Origin of the sequence: Arthrobacter sp. PvP103, from assembly GCF_017833075.1 — a bacterium.
Classification (GTDB): domain Bacteria; phylum Actinomycetota; class Actinomycetes; order Actinomycetales; family Micrococcaceae; genus Arthrobacter.
In genome coordinates this window covers 1,298,689-1,315,341 of sequence record NZ_JAFIBQ010000001.1, presented here as the reverse complement: position 1 = coordinate 1,315,341, position 16,653 = coordinate 1,298,689, and the positions used below count along the sequence as shown (strand labels likewise).

General features: G+C 57.9%; 13 protein-coding genes and 2 pseudogenes. 7 read left to right on the top strand and 8 right to left on the bottom strand.

Annotated elements, in window-relative coordinates; genetic code table 11:
• Positions 1 to 26 precede the first annotated feature (26 nt).
• From JOE41_RS06050 to JOE41_RS06025, 6 genes are all read right to left on the bottom strand, one after another.
• Positions 27 to 1,454, bottom strand: a complete 1,428-nt coding sequence (locus JOE41_RS06050) for a sugar transferase (RefSeq protein WP_374068738.1) — start codon at positions 1,452 to 1,454, stop codon at positions 27 to 29.
• Positions 1,455 to 1,683: 229 nt separating this feature from the next.
• Complete coding sequence (locus tag JOE41_RS06045; protein WP_209751463.1) at positions 1,684 to 2,124, bottom strand: hypothetical protein; 441 nt, start codon at positions 2,122 to 2,124, stop codon at positions 1,684 to 1,686.
• Between the two features lie 41 nt (positions 2,125 to 2,165).
• Positions 2,166 to 3,065, bottom strand: coding sequence for a glycosyltransferase family 2 protein (locus tag JOE41_RS06040; protein ID WP_209751461.1), 900 nt, complete (start codon positions 3,063 to 3,065; stop codon positions 2,166 to 2,168).
• A 69-nt stretch (positions 3,066 to 3,134) separates the two neighbouring features.
• Positions 3,135 to 4,421: an oligosaccharide flippase family protein gene (locus tag JOE41_RS06035; RefSeq protein ID WP_209751459.1), complete on the bottom strand. Its 1,287-nt coding sequence runs from the start codon at positions 4,419 to 4,421 to the stop codon at positions 3,135 to 3,137.
• Between the two features lie 61 nt (positions 4,422 to 4,482).
• Positions 4,483 to 5,022: a glycosyltransferase family 4 protein gene (locus JOE41_RS06030; RefSeq protein WP_209751457.1), complete on the bottom strand. Its 540-nt coding sequence runs from the start codon at positions 5,020 to 5,022 to the stop codon at positions 4,483 to 4,485.
• A 509-nt stretch (positions 5,023 to 5,531) separates the two neighbouring features.
• A complete protein-coding gene (locus JOE41_RS06025) occupies positions 5,532 to 6,671 on the bottom strand; it encodes a glycosyltransferase (protein WP_209751455.1) in 1,140 nt (379 codons plus the stop codon).
• 1,021 nt (positions 6,672 to 7,692) lie between these two features.
• Between JOE41_RS06025 and JOE41_RS06020 the strand changes: the two genes are divergently transcribed.
• The 4 genes from JOE41_RS06020 (at position 7,693) to JOE41_RS21215 (ending at position 11,437) form a co-directional block, all read left to right on the top strand.
• Positions 7,693 to 8,523, top strand: a complete 831-nt coding sequence (locus JOE41_RS06020) for a glycosyltransferase family 4 protein (protein ID WP_209751453.1) — start codon at positions 7,693 to 7,695, stop codon at positions 8,521 to 8,523.
• Positions 8,504 to 9,235, top strand: a complete 732-nt coding sequence (locus JOE41_RS21220) for a WecB/TagA/CpsF family glycosyltransferase (RefSeq protein WP_209751451.1) — start codon at positions 8,504 to 8,506, stop codon at positions 9,233 to 9,235. Before JOE41_RS06020 ends, JOE41_RS21220 begins: the two co-directional genes overlap by 20 nt.
• Positions 9,236 to 9,330: 95 nt before the next feature.
• Positions 9,331 to 10,674 (top strand): O-antigen ligase, encoded by a 1,344-nt coding sequence (locus tag JOE41_RS21160; protein WP_209751450.1) that lies wholly within the window; start codon positions 9,331 to 9,333, stop codon positions 10,672 to 10,674.
• A 409-nt stretch (positions 10,675 to 11,083) separates the two neighbouring features.
• A complete protein-coding gene (locus JOE41_RS21215) occupies positions 11,084 to 11,437 on the top strand; it encodes a transposase family protein (protein WP_209751447.1) in 354 nt (117 codons plus the stop codon).
• Between the two features lie 10 nt (positions 11,438 to 11,447).
• On the opposite strand, the gene JOE41_RS06000 is transcribed toward JOE41_RS21215, so the two are convergent.
• The gene (locus JOE41_RS06000) at positions 11,448 to 11,627 is read right to left on the bottom strand and encodes a hypothetical protein (protein ID WP_209751445.1); all 180 of its coding nucleotides are present in this window, start codon (positions 11,625 to 11,627) and stop codon (positions 11,448 to 11,450) included.
• A gap of 109 nt (positions 11,628 to 11,736) precedes the next feature.
• Between JOE41_RS06000 and JOE41_RS05995 the strand changes: the two are divergent.
• The 3 genes and pseudogenes from JOE41_RS05995 (at position 11,737) to JOE41_RS05985 (ending at position 15,040) form a co-directional block, all read left to right on the top strand.
• A pseudogene (locus JOE41_RS05995) lies at positions 11,737 to 12,965 on the top strand (ISL3 family transposase).
• Positions 12,966 to 13,049: 84 nt separating this feature from the next.
• The gene (locus JOE41_RS05990) at positions 13,050 to 13,532 is read left to right on the top strand and encodes a transposase (RefSeq protein ID WP_209751443.1); all 483 of its coding nucleotides are present in this window, start codon (positions 13,050 to 13,052) and stop codon (positions 13,530 to 13,532) included.
• Between the two features lie 288 nt (positions 13,533 to 13,820).
• Positions 13,821 to 15,040, top strand: a pseudogene (locus JOE41_RS05985) (IS256 family transposase).
• A gap of 41 nt (positions 15,041 to 15,081) precedes the next feature.
• Here JOE41_RS05985 and JOE41_RS05980 read toward each other — a convergent pair.
• Entirely contained in the window at positions 15,082 to 16,146 is a 1,065-nt protein-coding gene (locus tag JOE41_RS05980; RefSeq protein WP_209751441.1) for an IS110 family transposase, read from the bottom strand.
• Between the last annotated feature and the right edge of the window lie 507 nt (positions 16,147 to 16,653).

Below are 16,653 nucleotides of genomic sequence, written 5' to 3'. Positions count from 1 at the left end.
AGGGCAGTCGTCCGAGGTATGAGTTGCTAGTATGCGCCAGTGCTGTGAAAAACGGCACGGACGGTTCGAAGAATGATCACGAGGTCGCCGGCCAATGACCAGTTTTCGACGTAATAGAGGTCGAGTCGAACAGAATCCTGCCACGACAGGTTCGAGCGCCCGCTAACTTGCCACAGGCCTGTGAGCCCAGGCTTGACTAGCAGTCGTCGTCGGACGTCGTGCTCGTAAGCTTCGACTTCCCGTGGTAAGGGAGGGCGCGGACCAACAAGGCTCATGGACCCGGTGAAAATATTGAAGAGCTGCGGGAGCTCGTCCAAGCTGTACTTGCGCAGGAATCCGCCTACGCGGGTGACTCGCGGGTCATTCTTGATCTTGAAGAGGACGCCGTTCCCTTCGTTGCGATGTGCGAGTTCAGCGAGTCGCTGCTCAGCATCTACAACCATGGAGCGGAATTTCAGCATGCCAAAATGGGCGCCCTCCATGCCGACGCGTTCCTGCCTGAAGAGCACAGGCCCGCGGCTGTCGGCCTTGACCATAATGGCAAGAATGGCCATCAGGGGTGCAGCCACGACGATCAGCAGACCGGATACCACTACATCAAATAGCCGCTTGGCAACTCGCTGACCGCCCTCCAAAGTGGGTGTCGTCACGTGAATCAGCGGTAGCCCAGCCACTTGTTGGGTATGAATTCGGGGCCCGGCTATGTCGGTGAGAGCAGGGGCCATGATGAGTCCGACATTGCGAGCAGCAAGTTCCCAGCCCAAATGGCGCAACATTTGAGGGTGGAGTTGAACTCCCGCAGACACGGCCACGGCGTCAGCGCGGCATTCGTCAATGGCCCGCAGTATTGAGGTTGTGTCAGCCGTGTACCCCAAAATCGGCAAACCTGACTCCGGTTCAACGCTTGGACCCGTGTGTGAGCCGGGCGTGTACGCAGCAACCGGCTCGTACCCCGCGTGTTTTGCACGTTTCAGGGAAGCATTAAGGTGTGCCACGGCACTGGGACCTCCAACCAACATCAGCCGATTCATGCTAGTGCCCTTTAACCTGTCAACGCTCAAGTGCTGGCGCAGCAGCCACCTCGCGAGAAGAAGACCAAGCAGCCCCACCGGCAACGCGATTCCGACGTATCCGCGAGCCGTGTCTATGCGCAGGACGTAGGAAACGATCGCGATCAACCCGAAGAGCCAGAGTGACGCCGCCGTCACTCGCTTGTATTCGTCGGGCCCTGAGCCCAGTATCCGGTTCTGTCGGCTGTTCCACGCCCCTAGCATCAGCCACCAAGCAAGAGCAATAACTAGCGATAGCCAACCATATGCAAATTCTTGGGGAGAACTCTCGAAGCTAGGCTCCAGACCGAAGCGCACGACGAATGCGCCACTTACCGCCCAAATGACTACAAACGCGTCTACGACTCGCAAACGGCGAGCCGTCTTAGCTCGCCAATCCGACATTGACCCCGACATACATCCCCAAGTTCTAATTCTGCTGGCGGGTGGACCCGCAGCAACCCCACGGCTCGAGGCTTTCTGAGCCAATTCTTCCATGAGCTAGCCCCGGCGGTCTCAACGGGGGCCACTGTGTCCTTTTTGTTCCGGCCGGATGGCGAACGAGTTAGAGCAACTTCTTCCGCGTACGAGGCGTACCAGAGGATGGCACAACCGGCCTGGTCGCGACTCTCGCTCATTCCGTGAAGAGCGCACCTTTCCTCATGTTTCTTGCCGGATTACCTACCATGACTGAATTGGGCAGTACGTCTCCGACAACCACGGCCCCGGCGCCTATGACGGCACCATTACCAATTTCGTATGGCTTTCCTGCTTTCGGAATAATAATAGCTCCGGCCGCGATAATAACATCGTCACCAATCACAGATTTACCCTGGCCGCTGCCAGCTATGGTCACCCCGTGTGCGATTTGAACACGGTGCCCAATTCTAATTGATGGATGCACAACGGTCCCTAGACCGCGATGCCAGAGGGTGATATGGCCGGAAAGTTCGCACTCGTATGGGAGTATGCAGCGAAATATCAGATAATTAGCGAGTTTCAACACCTTTGCGCGAAAAATTCTTCCACGATAATATGCTCTCGACGACAGCTTCCAAAGTGTGGCGGGATTCATTGGTCTCCAAATTTGCATTGAGCATGCCATCTAAATCAAAACTAAAGTCGATGAGAGGGTCGCATACCGGCTGCTAGGCCGCGTACGGATGACAGTAACTTCGAGAGCCTGCCCTCCTTCTCACGCAGCGGTCGAGCCAGGAGGCGAATCGTTTCCATGCAACCTTTTCCAGCGACCAAGTTCCAGATACTCGAATATTCGGACTCGACAATTAGTCTGTTCTTCTGCATGTAGTAGTAATAGACAGCGCTGCGTCCATTGCCTTCCCCCGATCCACCCTCTTCATGCCAGATGAGAGCATCGAGTTGGACTCCCATCTTTAGCCCGATTGCCTTGGCGCGCAGTGAAAAGTCAGCATCCTCCCAGTAAAGGAATAAGCTCTCTTTGAACCCGCCGGCCCTCTGCCAAGTTGCAAAGGTCATCATTGGAGCAGCACCGGTCATAAAATCTGTAGCTCTGACGCCTGAATTCGTGGGTAGTGGTTGGCCATAATCCCAGTGCCGGGTTGAACCGTTAGTGTGATCGATATCCCCCCCGACAAACCACGTAGTTGGTGAGGAACGTGAGCCCGTTGCTATGACTGGGGAAACTATATCCAGCTCGCCGTCTGTGATTTCCTTGGCAAGCGTCGCCGCACAGCCGTCCGTAACGACAGTGTCGGGATTCAGCACCCAGATAAGGCCGCCGTAGTCACTCTCGATGCAAGAAGCCGCCAGATTCACTCCAGCTCCGAATCCTAGATTCTCAAGACTGCGGATCAGTTGAACGTCACAGGCAGCAACTGATGGCACGTTCTGAAGGCTACGCCACTCATCTTCACCGGAGCCATTTTCGAGAATTATGATCCGCGCAATAGGCTCCGTCGCGAGACTTTTGACGCATGATATTACGTATTCTGAGCTTCGGTAATTGACCATTACGACAGTTACAGGCATTTCCATGGGAATCACAATACTTATCTCCTGACAATCATTCCCGAGGCGTAAATCGTTCGAATGGGAAACCGAGGGCTATCCACTTCCGCGCTCCTTACCTCGTGTGAAGGCGGTCAATTTTCCCAGAATAAGGCGGATATCAGACGGTCGAACGGAATAGAATGACCATATGTGCATGCCGAAGTATCTACGAACGCACCACAGCGTGTAGGCACTGGCCACTACATTTCCGATCAGCATCGCATAGGCCGCACCCAAAGCACCGCCTCCGGGGACCAAAAGTATAAGGCACATGACATTAGCGACTGTGGCTATAAAGAGACCGATGCTGCGCTGGCCAGGTCTTCCCCTTGCCGACAGCGTAGCGCCAGCCATGGATCCTGGAACCCAGATTATATAGGCCGCAATAAGTACCGCGGCTGGCAGTATCGACCCATCAAACTCGCCGCCAAATACGACCGGAACCCACATTGGCATGGAAAGGCAAATGATGAGCCCTATCAATGCCGAGGTGAGCATCGATAGCCTGGAAGACATATAGATTCTCTCATCATTTGAATCTGCGGCATCGGCGGAAAACATCACGTCCCTGACAGCATGATTTGTTATAAGCACGACTTCTGCAATGTTGACGGCTACCGCGTAGAGGCCTAGTGCATATGCGCCTCCCAACGGCGTCATCAGCACTTGGTCGATTCGTGCGAGCAGGATGCCCGAAAGTGATCCTAGCCAAATTCGAGTGCCATAGCCCATGAGTGTGCCAACTGGCATCTTTTCACGATGTCCAAGTTTCTGGAGAGGAAGGCGTACATATGCGAGGCCGCCCAGAAGCGGACTAATCACTAGGGCCAGTGTTCCCGTAAAGGGAGTGAGATGCCCTGACGCCCACAGTGATATGAGGGCCAGTAGACGGGTCGAGGCCGTGACGTAACGCTCTGCGTTAACCCGATTCCAAAGATGCAGGCCTTGCGCCGCACCACGGACGGCGCCGATGATGAGTGTGGGCATGGTTGCCAGGACCGCCATAACGATCAAACTTTGTACGGTTGCGCTGCCGCCGGCCAGGAGTGGCGCCGCTCCGATGGCAATGACTGTTGCTAAGGCACCGCTAAGGGCTAATAACCATGAAGCACTCCGAACCACAGACTGAGACAACCGAGGATTTCGGGCGACGAAGTAGTTGACTGCTTCAGGAAGTCCGATTGTTCCTATCGCAGTAAACAACATGAGCGGCGCCACTGCGGCGGTTAGTTGCCCGCGGCCCTCGACGCCAAGCGAATGGGCGAGTATGGGGCCTGCAGCGAAAGCGGCCATGGGAAGAGCAAGATTTGATGCAGCCACGGAGATCACGTGTTTGGTCAAATTTTGAGAACTCATTGTCTGCAATCAATCTCCCGAAAAACATGCCCGCTTCTGTGAGCGGTCATCCTTGGCCATTCTTTGATTCCAGAATTTCTCCCAGGCGGGCTGCCATAACCGAGGAGCTATGTTTCGCCGCCACGTGTGTCCGGGCAGCGAGGCCAAGCTCTTGTGCCTGTGAAGGTTCATCGAGAAGACGAATCAGGGATTCAGACATTGCCCTAGCGTCGCCGACTGGTGTCAGGAGCCCGGTCCGGTCACGCCGGACATAATCGGTCATTCCAGGCGTTTCCGTTATTACGACGGGGCGCCCGGTGGCAGCGGCTTCGAGGGAAACGGTCATTCCAGATACATGCAGGTTTGGTTTCGTTGCAACTGCGATGATCGCTGCCTTGGCATACAGCTCCCGTAACTCGGCATGATTCAACCGGCTCACCACGGTTACGCCCGCAGGCGGCGTCAGCGTTGATGTGGTTTGCACGACGGCTCGCGTGCCGGGTCTGGAAGTGATGGTAGTTGCCAGCGCTGCGAAGAGCGTTTTGGGGTCACGGTCACGGTCGCCGCCGACGCTGAAGATTAAGTTGTCGCTTTCCGGCGGTCGCATGGAATAGAAGTCAGTGTCGATTCCAAACGGCAGGTAGTGGGCGCCCCCGCTTCTCGAGCGTCTCCCCAACCAACGATCAAGGACGGGTATTTGCGCGGTTGATAGGCACCATAGGGAATTGGCGGAGCGGAGAACTCGGCGCAGTAGGTGGATTCTTAGCGCTTCAGAGGGGATGTGAAGCTGATCGGTTGCCCAAATTACGCCCGTTGCCAAATGGTCGGTCCGCCCCTCTAGGAAGAGGTCAAGGGCAGTCCTTTCGTCCCAAGTAACTGACAAGGCATCATCGGGGCCCGGCAGTTTCGGGTACCTCGGTGTAACGCGTCTCAACAGGGCACCCGCCGCTGTTCTAAACGAACTCTGACGGTGGATACTTTTGTGTTTCACCGTTCGCGGGCCGTGCTCAAGCCGGTTGAGGCCGTATGGCCAAGCGTCGGGCTTGCTTTCGGCCTGATAGGCCATCTGCCAAGCAGCAACATCGACCTGACTCGGGTAGTAAACATCGTAGTGGTTCACAATTGAATCCCGGACTTCGATTTCGTTGAGAATGTGTATTCGTTGAGCCAGAGATCCGCCTCAAGTCGCCCATCGACTTCGGGAAGGTCCTCTTGTACAGCATCCGCGCTTCGTCGGGGTAAGAGGTTTCCCAGGAGGGCGTCCGTCAACGTATTGGTTGTAAACAGCTCGGGCAAAACAGTATGTCCGGAGCGTCGAAGGAGATCGGCGATCCCGGTGGCATCCGTTGTGATCAGGTTGCAGCCGTAGCTCCACCCTTCAAGAAGAGGCAACCCAATTTGTTCCCTCCATATCGTAGACGTACTCGATAACAGAACAAGTGTTTCCGATTTTGCAAGCGTCTCGCGAATAACTACCCTGCTGGGACTGACTTTCAAAGTTACTTCAGGACGGTCGCGCGCCCAAAGTTTTACGCGTTCGAGCTCTTCTCCCATTCCGATAATGCAAAGCGTGAGACCGTGGTTTGGCGGAAGAGTATCCCAAGCGTCTATAAGTCGGTCAATCCCCTTACGAGCGGACAGGTCGCCGAGAAATAGTACAGACCCGGGAACCTTCTGTTCTGCTTCGATCAATTCCGCTGATGGAAGCGGATCTATTTGGCGCACCTTGGCCTGCAGCCGGGCTTTCTTCCAGTGCGATCCGAGTAGGGAGGCATATAGGCCCATGGATCCTTGTGTTCCGAACGCAACGCGGTCAGCCACAAGGAACGCAACTCGGCACGCTAACGATGTGATTCCCTTGGCGACCTGAGTGGGTAGATGGAGCCGCGCAGCGAGGTTCGGACTTGGATCCAAGTTTTCTATCGCATAAAAGACAATCCGAAGCTTTCGCATCGCAGGGTGAAGAATGCAGAGCAAAAGAATGGGTATCAGAACACGCCAAGCCGGAAGCATAAGTGGCTCATTTACTTCAAGAATCCTGATGTCGCTTCTCTTGACGAAACGAGGGAGCATCCAAGGGGACATTTTAACCGCAAGTTCATTGTTCTCGAGTAGCTGCGCATCAAGGTCGTAGTTTGTCTTGGAGTAGAGAATCCAGCTGTTGTTCGAGTTGAGAGAACGCTCCAAATGGGCAGATCGAATTATCGAATAAAATTTTGCTGTATGAATATCGGTGTTATGAGCTATCGTCGTCATCATGAGTCCTTCGGCCTGCCCTCACTTCGGGTTTCTAACTAGTCGTGTCTGAATTGCGTTCGAAATATGATTGCCCAATATTCCAAACGGGTGACTCGTTCCAGACCAATCGCCCAAGGGTACTCCAGCGAACTTGGACCCGGTCGACGTCCTTTCCAAGGATCCGCCCGTTCAGTGCCACTGCACTTCGCCACCTCTGCGGAAGCCGGCGGATGCTTCGGGCTTGAGGTAGTCCTGCGGGCATTATGGCAGAAATTCGTTGCAGCTGGATTCCGGGGAAGTACTTTTGACGCAGATCAGAGTACTTTTGGCGCTGTTCAAGCTATAGCCATCGTCACCTTCATGACGCTTGCCGGCGCCGTCAGATGGTGCTTTCGAGACACATGCTTGGCCAAAAGGGGACCCCAGAAGGCTTTCAGCGGAGATGAAGTCGAGCGCCTGGGACTTCGGTCAAACGCCAAAGGCGAGAACCGGCCCTGGGAGGTTTGACCGTGATTTCAACTGCCGACACCTCCCCCAACGGCGCTTCGCTTTCCGGTTCGTTGCAAACCTAACTGCCAGCTAGAATGCTACAGCAGGACCTTAGCGCGTACTGGTCTTGCTCCAGACTGATAGGACACGCTTGCTGCTAACCTATCCGATTGAATCTATGAAGTGAGTGGCCTCCTTAGAGGCGAGCCAGGGGGAGGCAAATATGAGGGCACAACGGCTGACCTTTGTTACAACGTACAACCCGAATCTTTCAGACCTTGGCGGGGCATCGTGGGTCGATACGACTCTACTCCGTGCCCTTAGCGAGTCGTTCGAAGTGGACGTTCATGATATCTGCGGTGAGCGGGGATCGGGGCGTGTTCCCCTGGAGATTCGAAGCTCGAAGAAATTGCGCGCTCGAACTCTTGCCAGAATGGTGGCCCTCAAAGAGGCGTACCAAGTGGCGAAATTTCGTGTCTCGCCCGAATGGAAACGGGAAGTACGGAAGATCCGAAGTCTCGCTCGGAAGCGGAGCGCCGACCATCTGATCGTGACCAGCCAGTGGCCCGCACTTCTGCTTCTTGCCGACGCGGGCGTCGAGAGCGATATCCATATTGCACACAACGTTGATACCGTTATTTCTCGGAGCCATGACCCAGCCCAATTTAGGTGGCTTGGCAACTCGCATCGAATGGAAATCAAGGAACGCGAGATACTTCGTCTTCCGAAATCAGTATTGGCCATTTCCAAGAGCGACACCGATCGGATCCGGAAGTGGGGAGTGCCGTGTCGGCACTTGACGATTGCGCCTCGAAACTTCAACGAAAGACCTCCGTCTTCAACCGTGATTGGTTTCATAGGCAAGGCGACCTGGCCGCCAAATGCACAAGCCATACGTATACTTGTCGACGAGGTTCTCCCAAAGGTTCGTGAGAAAATCCCAACCGCCAATGTAGTTTTGTCAGGGCGAGAAACTGAGAAATGGTCAGATAGCGACGGCGTGACGAGCTTGGGTCGAATCGATCAATTGTCTGATTTTTATGACCTCGCGGACTTGGTCGTGGTTCCCCGTTTAGGGGAGTCGACAGGCGTCTCGGTAAAGATGCTGGAGGCAGTAACCTTCGGGCGTCCGGTTGTTGCCCCATCCATACTGGCCAGTGATGCCGGTCTGGATCAGGGGGTCATCAAAGCTGATGACGTAAACGCTACCGTTGACGCAATTGTCGAATACTTCAGAAGCGGTGGCAGACGAGATGTTTCCGCTGGCGACCACGCGAGCGCATCGTTCGATAATCTCAAGTTGGATGAATTGGAAAGCTTCATGCAGACACAGACGTACACACAGACCTTAAGGACTTCTAATGGGCCGGCAACTATTTGAATCGCTACTAGATAAGTGCGTAATTTCAGAGGAAGATCTGATCGATCTAGTGGCTGGTCGCCCGAGAGCACGCATTCAAACACTAAACCTGCATCATTTTGCTTTGGCCAAGCGCACAGGAAGCTTTGCAGACGTGACTAAGGCCGCAGATTACGTGACGGCCGACGGTTGGCCTATTGTGTCTGCTCTACGAGGACTGGGTCTGCAGACCGATAGAGTCACAGGCTCAGAATTTACTCAGCGACTGTTCACCGATAGTAGGCTGCGAGACCTACGCATCGGCTTACTGGGAGCTGCTGAGACCGTCGGTTCTGACTTCGACAAGAAGCTCAGTGCTGCCGGTGTGAAATTGGTCTTTCGGGAGCACGGAAGTCGGAGCGAGTGGATTCCCAAGGCCATTTCAGAGGCCCTGAGCTCTGCGTCGGTGGACTTACTATTGGTTGCCGTGACCCCACCTTTTGGGGACGAGATAGGCAACGCAATACACGAGGCCGGATTTCCTGGCACAGTAATGGCCGTAGGCGGGGCCGTAGACATGGTGGTAGGTGCACGAAAAGCAGCCCCCAGCCTGATTAGGAGCCTAAACGTTGAGTGGGTCTTCCGGTTGGCGCAAGAGCCCAGGCGACTGTTCAGCCGATACATCTTGCTTTGCCTTCCAGTATTCGTCACTGACGTTTTGCCGTTAGCCCTCCGTGGGTTGCCGCGCAAATGAAGCCAGGGTCCAGGACGCGGCGGCTAGGCGATTGGGTCCATGCGGACTTTCAGTCCCGCAACGTAGCCTGGATTGCATCGGTTAGTTTGGCTGCTGTGGCAGCTCTTCTGACAGTTGGTTTTGGCGCTCCCATCCTGATTGCTGTTCTGGCACTCCTGTTTCTGGGATTGAGCCTGAGGTTCCCGTGGATCGCTGCCTACACGGCGTTGATCTCGGCGTTCTTGACGATGCCGGCTGGCGTGCCAACCCAAGTGCCGGTCGCGGGCATCAGCATGTATACGTTCGAGCCATTCCTATACCTAGCCGCGCTGGTAGCCATCCTTCGGCTACCGGCAGTGCGGTCTACCGATATCGCATCTCTTTCTATAGTCACGATTCTTTTGTTGGGAAGTCTGCTGTCGCTCAGTTCTGGAACGTCGGCAGCGCACGTCGTATCCGATGTTCGAAGTCTCGGCTATTTTACTGCTGCATTATTCGTTGCTGGCAGGTTCGCCGCAAGTTTGCATACACAAGATGTCCCAAGGCTAACCTCATGGATTCTTTGGATTTCTGCAGCGCTCATGCTCTTTAGCAGCGTCACTGGGATACCCGTGGCCGGACGACAGGAAGAGGCTACGCTCTACTTGGAGGGTTCTGGCACAGGCAATGGAGCCGCTACACGAATTATCACGGGAACAACCAACCTTGCTCTACCAGTCTTAGCGGGTTGGTTGGCTCTTTGGGTTGTGGGGAAGTCGCCCAAAGGCACTGCTATAAGATTCATGCTCCCAGCTCTACTGATATCATTCCTAGGCTTCTCGAGAAATACACTATTGGGGGTCGGCGCTGCCATCCTCTTCGCATTGTTGGTTACGGGTTCTTCGCGTGGTTGGAATATGGCCTTCAAGCGCCTATTGGCCGTGTCAGCGTCGATTATCGTTATTTACGTATTGCTACCGGTCTTGCAAATACTTCCTGGTTCCAGTTTTATTGGCGGGCAACTCATTTCATATGGCTCTCGAGTCATAGACGGCCTCAGCCAGCAGACTTTGGCAGTGGACACATCCGTTTTGTATAGAGAAAGAGAAAATTTCTTTCTTTTCCAGGCGATACGAGAGCAGCCCCTCATGGGGCACGGGTTCGGATACGCTTATAAGCCCGGCGAAGGTGAAACGGGCTCTTTTTGGGCGGATAAAGGCACCATATATGCGCACAATTTCTACCTTTGGGTCGTTGTTAAGACCGGCCTTCTCGGCCTTGTGGCGTGGTTTTGCATGTCAGCCGCTCCACTTTTGAGAGCTATTCGCCATCGAGAGCCAACGACACTTTTCCTAGCCAGTGGCACCATTGCCCTCCTCGCTGTGAGTGTTGTCGCTCCTATGCCAATTGGTTCCGTCGGTTCTGTGGCCATTGGTGGATTCCTTGGAGCGGCCTGGGTAATTAGGCTCCAAGGAAAATAGGTTGTGGAGTGTTCTGTCTTTCCTCTATTGGTAGCCGAGAAGGGAAGTTAACTTCTCGGCGTCGGGCACTGTTGCGAGGAGGTTCGGCCAATCGGGCGCTTCGCAATAGACATGTTTGGTCTGCTTGATCCGGTAGAGGCGGTGGCAGCCGGCCGCGAGTAGGCATTTGGCCTGTCATTGCTGAAGTTGCGGAAGCCTCGCGCTATTCAGCGGATAGTCTCGATGACGCCATTGATCGGGTCTTCGCAGATAAGCATGAATGCAGTGTCTGAGGACGGCGCCGTCGCGTAGGCATTCCGCGCTGCGGCGTAGTGCGGCAGGAAGAGGGCAGGGCCTCTTGAATTGGTAGCGACCAAGCAACCAAAACCAAAAAGAGACGCTGACATGAATAACTCTATGTCTTGTTCCCATGGCCGCTGGCGCAGATGCGCTGCTCGGCGTCGAGGGCATCGACGTCCATTCCGTCACGGCAACCAGGGCTGGCTTGGCTCTGGGCGTCGAGTCCGGCCAGGAACTCGGAGGTTGTTTTGAGTGCGGCGTCGTCGCGGTCGGCCACGGACGCCGCCAACTCCGGCTCCGTGACATTCCCTGTTTCGGGAAGCCGGTGTGCCTGCTGTGGGCCAAACGGGTCTGGGGCTGCCCAGACCCGGACTGCCCAAGAACAACATTCAGCGAAGAACACCCCGTTGGCAGTGGCACGGTCGAACCTCACCGCCTCAGGAGCTCCGATCGGCTCGCCGGAGTCGACGCGCGGCGTCGATGAGGACGTCTGGTCACACACCGGCCCGCCGGGAGCCGGCATGGTCACCGGAATCGTGGACCACACTCGCGACGACCACTTCGTGGTGCACGCCCGGCTGCTTGACCTGGTTCCGGGCCGGTCCGGAAAGGCCTACGCCGACTGGCTCAAAGACCGCGGCCCCGGCTTTCCCGCCGGGATCAAGGTGGCTCATCAACTTTTAGCGTGGTGTCCTTCAAATGAAGGGGCTCGTAGCCCTGCGAGCATAGGTGTCGTCGAGACATCTATTGCTGAGGACTACGCAGACGTGCGATGCCGCGTCGATGCTGTTCAATTTTGAGGGCCATGTTGTGCTCTCCGCCGAGCGTACCGACACGGGCCGGAGGGTGCTGGTCGAGCCCGTCGAACGGGAAGGCGCCTGCCCGGACTGCGGGGTGCTGTCTTCCCGGGTCCAGGGCCGCCCGTCCACCGCGTCCACGACGTCCTGTGCGGCGGAGCACCAGTCGAAGTCCTGGTCCGGAAGCGGCGTCTGGCCTGTCTGGAACCGGAGTGTCCGCGGTCCTTAGTTTGCAGACCTCCGACGAAATTCCGTTGCGGTCACGCCTGACCAGCAGGCTCGTGGCCGGCATTATCGCCGGGCTGTCCACTGAGCTCCGTGCCGTCTCCCGGGTCGCTGCGGCCGCCGGCGTGTCATGGACAACCGTCATGCGCGTCACCGCGGACACGGCTGTCCTGGACGGCGGCGCGGACAGAAGACTGATCCGCCGCCTGGTCGTGGATGAACACCGTTTCCGGCGGGTCCGGTATCTCAAAGACGACGCCGGCAAGGTCACCCGGGACGAACCCTGGTCAATCGTTTTCACCGGCCTGGATACCGGGGCCATCCTGGACATTGTCGACGGCCGCCGCGGCCAGGCAGCGCGGGACTGGATCCGGGCCCGGCCACGGTGGCGGAACAGAGTCGAACTGGTGGCTATGGACATGTCCACCGAGTTCCGCCGGGCCGTTCGCAAGGCCCTGCCCAAGGCGGCGATCACTGTGGATCACTGGCATGGCGTGGCCCCGGCGAATCAGATGGTCACCGAGGTCCGTCGGCGCCGCGCCCACGACCTGCACGGCAGACGCGGCCGGGCCACGGATCCGGCCTGGATGTACCGGAAACTGCTGACCTGCACCCAGGAAAACATGTCCGGCGCCCAGCGCGGACGGACGCAGGAAATCATCGCCTCAGACATCGAACCCGGCGTCGTCTGGGGCATCAAGGAACACGTCCGGCAGCTGCTGAAGACCGATCACATTGACGCGTTCCAGCGCGCCTGGGCCGAAGTCGAACACGCCGTGAAGGCAACCAGGATCCGGGAGGCCAAATCACTGTTTCTGACACTGAAGATGTGGCGCAGGGAGCTGCTCACGTTCTGCCGGACACGGGCCACGCAGCGAAGCGGCGAACCTCAGCGCGAAAAACCTGAAGCGGGCGGCGCGCGGATACCGGAACCACGACCATTACAGGCTCCGGTTATTGTTGTACACGGCAGCCCAACAAGCCTGCTGAACACCTGCCGCCACGCTAGAAGTGGAAGAGCCATCAAGGCCGTGGCGCTGGATCCCTTCCGCGGCTACGCGGACGCGATCCGCGATGAACTGCCCGAACCCCCCCACCGTCCTGGACGCTTTTCATGTCGTGAAGCTCGGATCAGCCATGGTCGACGAAGTGCGCCGCCGGGTCCAGCAGGACACGCTCGGGCACCGCGGCCGCAAAGGCGGTTCGCTCTACGGGATCCGCCGGACCCTGCAGATTGGAGTCGAACACCTGACCGACAAGCACGCCGCCCGGCTCGCTGCTAAAGTCATTGCCGGGAACCCCGACGACGGAGTCACCCTGGCGTGGCGGTGCTATCAGAACCTCCGCGACATATATCACGCTCGGCCTGAGCCGGGAACTCGTGAACGATGTCATCGCGTCATTCCCCTCCTGCCCGATCCGGAAGTCGCCCGCCTCGGCCGGACACTCAAACAATGGACGACGGGGGTCCTGGCCTACTTCGAGACGAACGGCGCCTCTCACGGCCCTACCGAGGTGATTGATGGCGTCATCGAAACCACCCACCGAATAGCGTGAGGCTTCCGCAACTTCACCAATAACAGGCTCAGATGCCTACTCGCGGCTGGCGGCCACCGCCAGTACCGGATCAAACAGACCAACCATGCCTAAATGCGAAGCGCCGCCCAACGGCCCCTGAATGGGGCAGGGGAAGAGCCAATCATCGACGCCCTTGTGGCCCCACCCGGGACTATAAGAAAGACAGTGTGTGAGGGTCCGGCCTGATCCGAAAGGAGACGGCCGTGTCGGAGTCCACGACCGGGATGACAGGGGTGATGATCGATCCTGTGACGGGAGAGATCATCGATCAGAAGGAGCTTGCGGGAGCGGTTGCTCGCGCAGGCCAGGGAGCAGGGCGTGAGCCTGGTAGGCCCGGGCGGGCTGCTGAACCAGCTCACGAGGAATGTGCTGGAGACCGCGCTGGAAGCGGAACTGACCGAGCACCTCGGGCACGAGCATGGCCAGAGGCCGATCGCAGCCAACATGCGCAACGGCACCGGGTCCAAGACCGTGCTGACCGAGATCGGTCCGGTCGAGATTGAGGTGCCCCGGGATCGGGACGGCTCGTTCGAGCCGGTGATCGTGCCCAAGCGGAAACGGCGTCTGGACGGGATCGACCAGATCGTGCTCTCGCTGTCCGCCCGGGGGCTGACCACCGGGGAAATCGCGGCGCATTTCGAGGAGGTCTACGGGGCCAAGGTCTCCAAAGACACCATCAGCCGCATCACGGAGAAGGTCGCCGGGGAACTGGCCGAGTGGTCGGCCCGGCCTTTGGATCCGATCTATCCGGTGCTGTTCGTTGACGCGGTCGTGGTCAAGGTCCGTGACGGGCAGGTGCGCAACACCCCGTTCTACGTCGTCGTGGGCGTGACCGTGAACGGGGAGCGGGAGATCCTGGAGATCTGGGCCGCGGACGGCGGCGAGGGTGCCCGGTTCTGGCTGCCGGTCTTCTCCGGGCTGAAGAACCGGGGCGTGGAAGATGTGTTGATCGCTGTCTGTGATGGGCTCAAGGGCCTGCCGGAGGCGATCACGAGCACGTGGGAGCGGACGGTGGTGCAGCAGTGCATCGTGCACCTGAGCCGCAACCGCTTCCGCTTCGCCGGACGCCAGCACCGCGACGGCATCGTCAAGGCGCTCAAGCCGGTCTACACGGCCCCGTCCGAGCAAGCGGCGAAGGACCGGATCGCCGAGTTCACGGCCGAGTGGGGTCAGCGGTGTCCGGCAATCGTGCGGCTCTGGGAGTCCTCCTGGGCGGAGTTCGTGCGTTCCGGGGGTACGACGTGGAGATCCGGCGGGTGATCTGCACAACGAACGCGATCGAGTCGATCAGTGCCCGCTGCCGGCGGGCTGTGAGGGCCCGCGGGCACTTTCCGAACAAGACCGCGGCGCTGAAATGCCTGTATCTGGTCACCAGGTCTCTTGATCCGACCGGCGGCGGTCGGGCACGCTGGGTGATGAGGTGGAAGCCTGCGCTGAACGCGTTCGCGATCACCTTCGCCGGCCGGTTCGAAAGAACCATTCACTAATGAAAACCGGCCGGACCCACACACCGACGGTCCTATAGACGTCAAGTGAGTCCAAGGTCGGTTTTCAGGTCGTGGTAGACCTCCCGGGCAATGAATCGTTTGAGGCATCGGAGCACGTCCTTCTTCGACAGTCCTTCAGAGAGGCGTCGCTTGACGTAGTCGATGGTGGGCTGGTGGTAGCGCATCCGGCAAACCGCGATCATGTGGAGCGCGGCGTTGGCTTGACGATCACCGCCTCGGTGCAGGCGCATGCGATGCGTCTTGCCGGAGGAGACCGGGATCGGTGCGACGCCGCAGAGTCTGGCGAATGCGGCCTCGGAGTGGAGCCGCTCAATGTTCTGCCCGGCGGTGATCAACAGCTGCGCGGCGTGCCCTGGCCCGATCGCGAGCTTGGACGTCAGAGTCGGCGCGGTGCGCTCGACGAGCTTTTTGAGTGAGGCGTCGGTCTCGTTGATCTCCTCATCGAGCATCTGGATCCTCCGGGCCATGGCGCGCAGTGCACGCTTGGTGGCTTGAAGCGGGTCATCAAGACGATCCAGATCAGGCCGCAAGCCCGCGCATCGTGCCACGAGCACGGCTGCGGACCGTTCCGTGAGCTGCTCCCGCAGCCGCGCAGGTGCTGTGACTAGAAGACTGCGCAGTTGCACGATCGTTCTCGTGCGGGAACGAACGGCGGATTCCCGGGCCAAGCGCAGCACACGGATCGACTCGACAACACCCGTGGTGACCTTCGGGATCGCGGTGGCCTGCCCCGAGAGCGCTTTGCGCGCTGCTGCTTCAGCGTCGATCGAATCGTCTTTGCCGCGGCGCGCCCTCAGGTGCGGGTGGGGCTGGTTGACTTCCACGACATCGACACCTGATTCGAGGAGGAACCGTGTGATGCCGGCCGCATACGAACCGGTGGATTCGACTCCGATCTTGTCAATCAACCCGAACTTTGCCAACCAGTCCAGCGCGTCACGATATCCGCGTGATGAAGCGGGAAAAGGGTGGTCGCCGAGTATCTTCCCGGTCGTATCGAGCGCGACGACATGATGAGTGTCGGCGTGCGCATCGATGCCTCCGATGACGATCACTGCTTGCGTCGTCTGCGCGTTGTTGCTCATGCTGGTGGTGTCTCCCTTCGATGAGGGATGACCTCGCCAGGCCGGGCGGACACAACAATGACGAGTCATTGATCGAGCAAGGTCCTATGAAGTCACGTCCCGCCCGGTCCGGCCACCCGAAACGAGCGCGACCCCGGCACGAGCCGACCCGTCGGTGTCAGGACAATGCCCGAGAGCGCGTCAGCTAATCAGCAAGTCAGACCCGCCCGGAGCCGCAACTCCATCTTCATTGTTTATCGGCCAGACCCCCACCCATCGACGCGACCTATTAACTAGGCCTGGAGTCCAGGACCGGCATCGCCCTCAACAAGACCGCAAAAGCACACAAATAGCCAACGTGAAAGTGGCTCACCTGCCAACTCAGAGGAATTTGGTCGTCATTCAACATGATAAGAACTTATCGATTTGACATCAGTTTTGCCAACGGCAAGATGGTCCATAAGGAGTCTGAGGGTTTTGGCGACAACCGCTCGTCTTCAGCGGCAAATGACGCGAAATGTTCTGAGC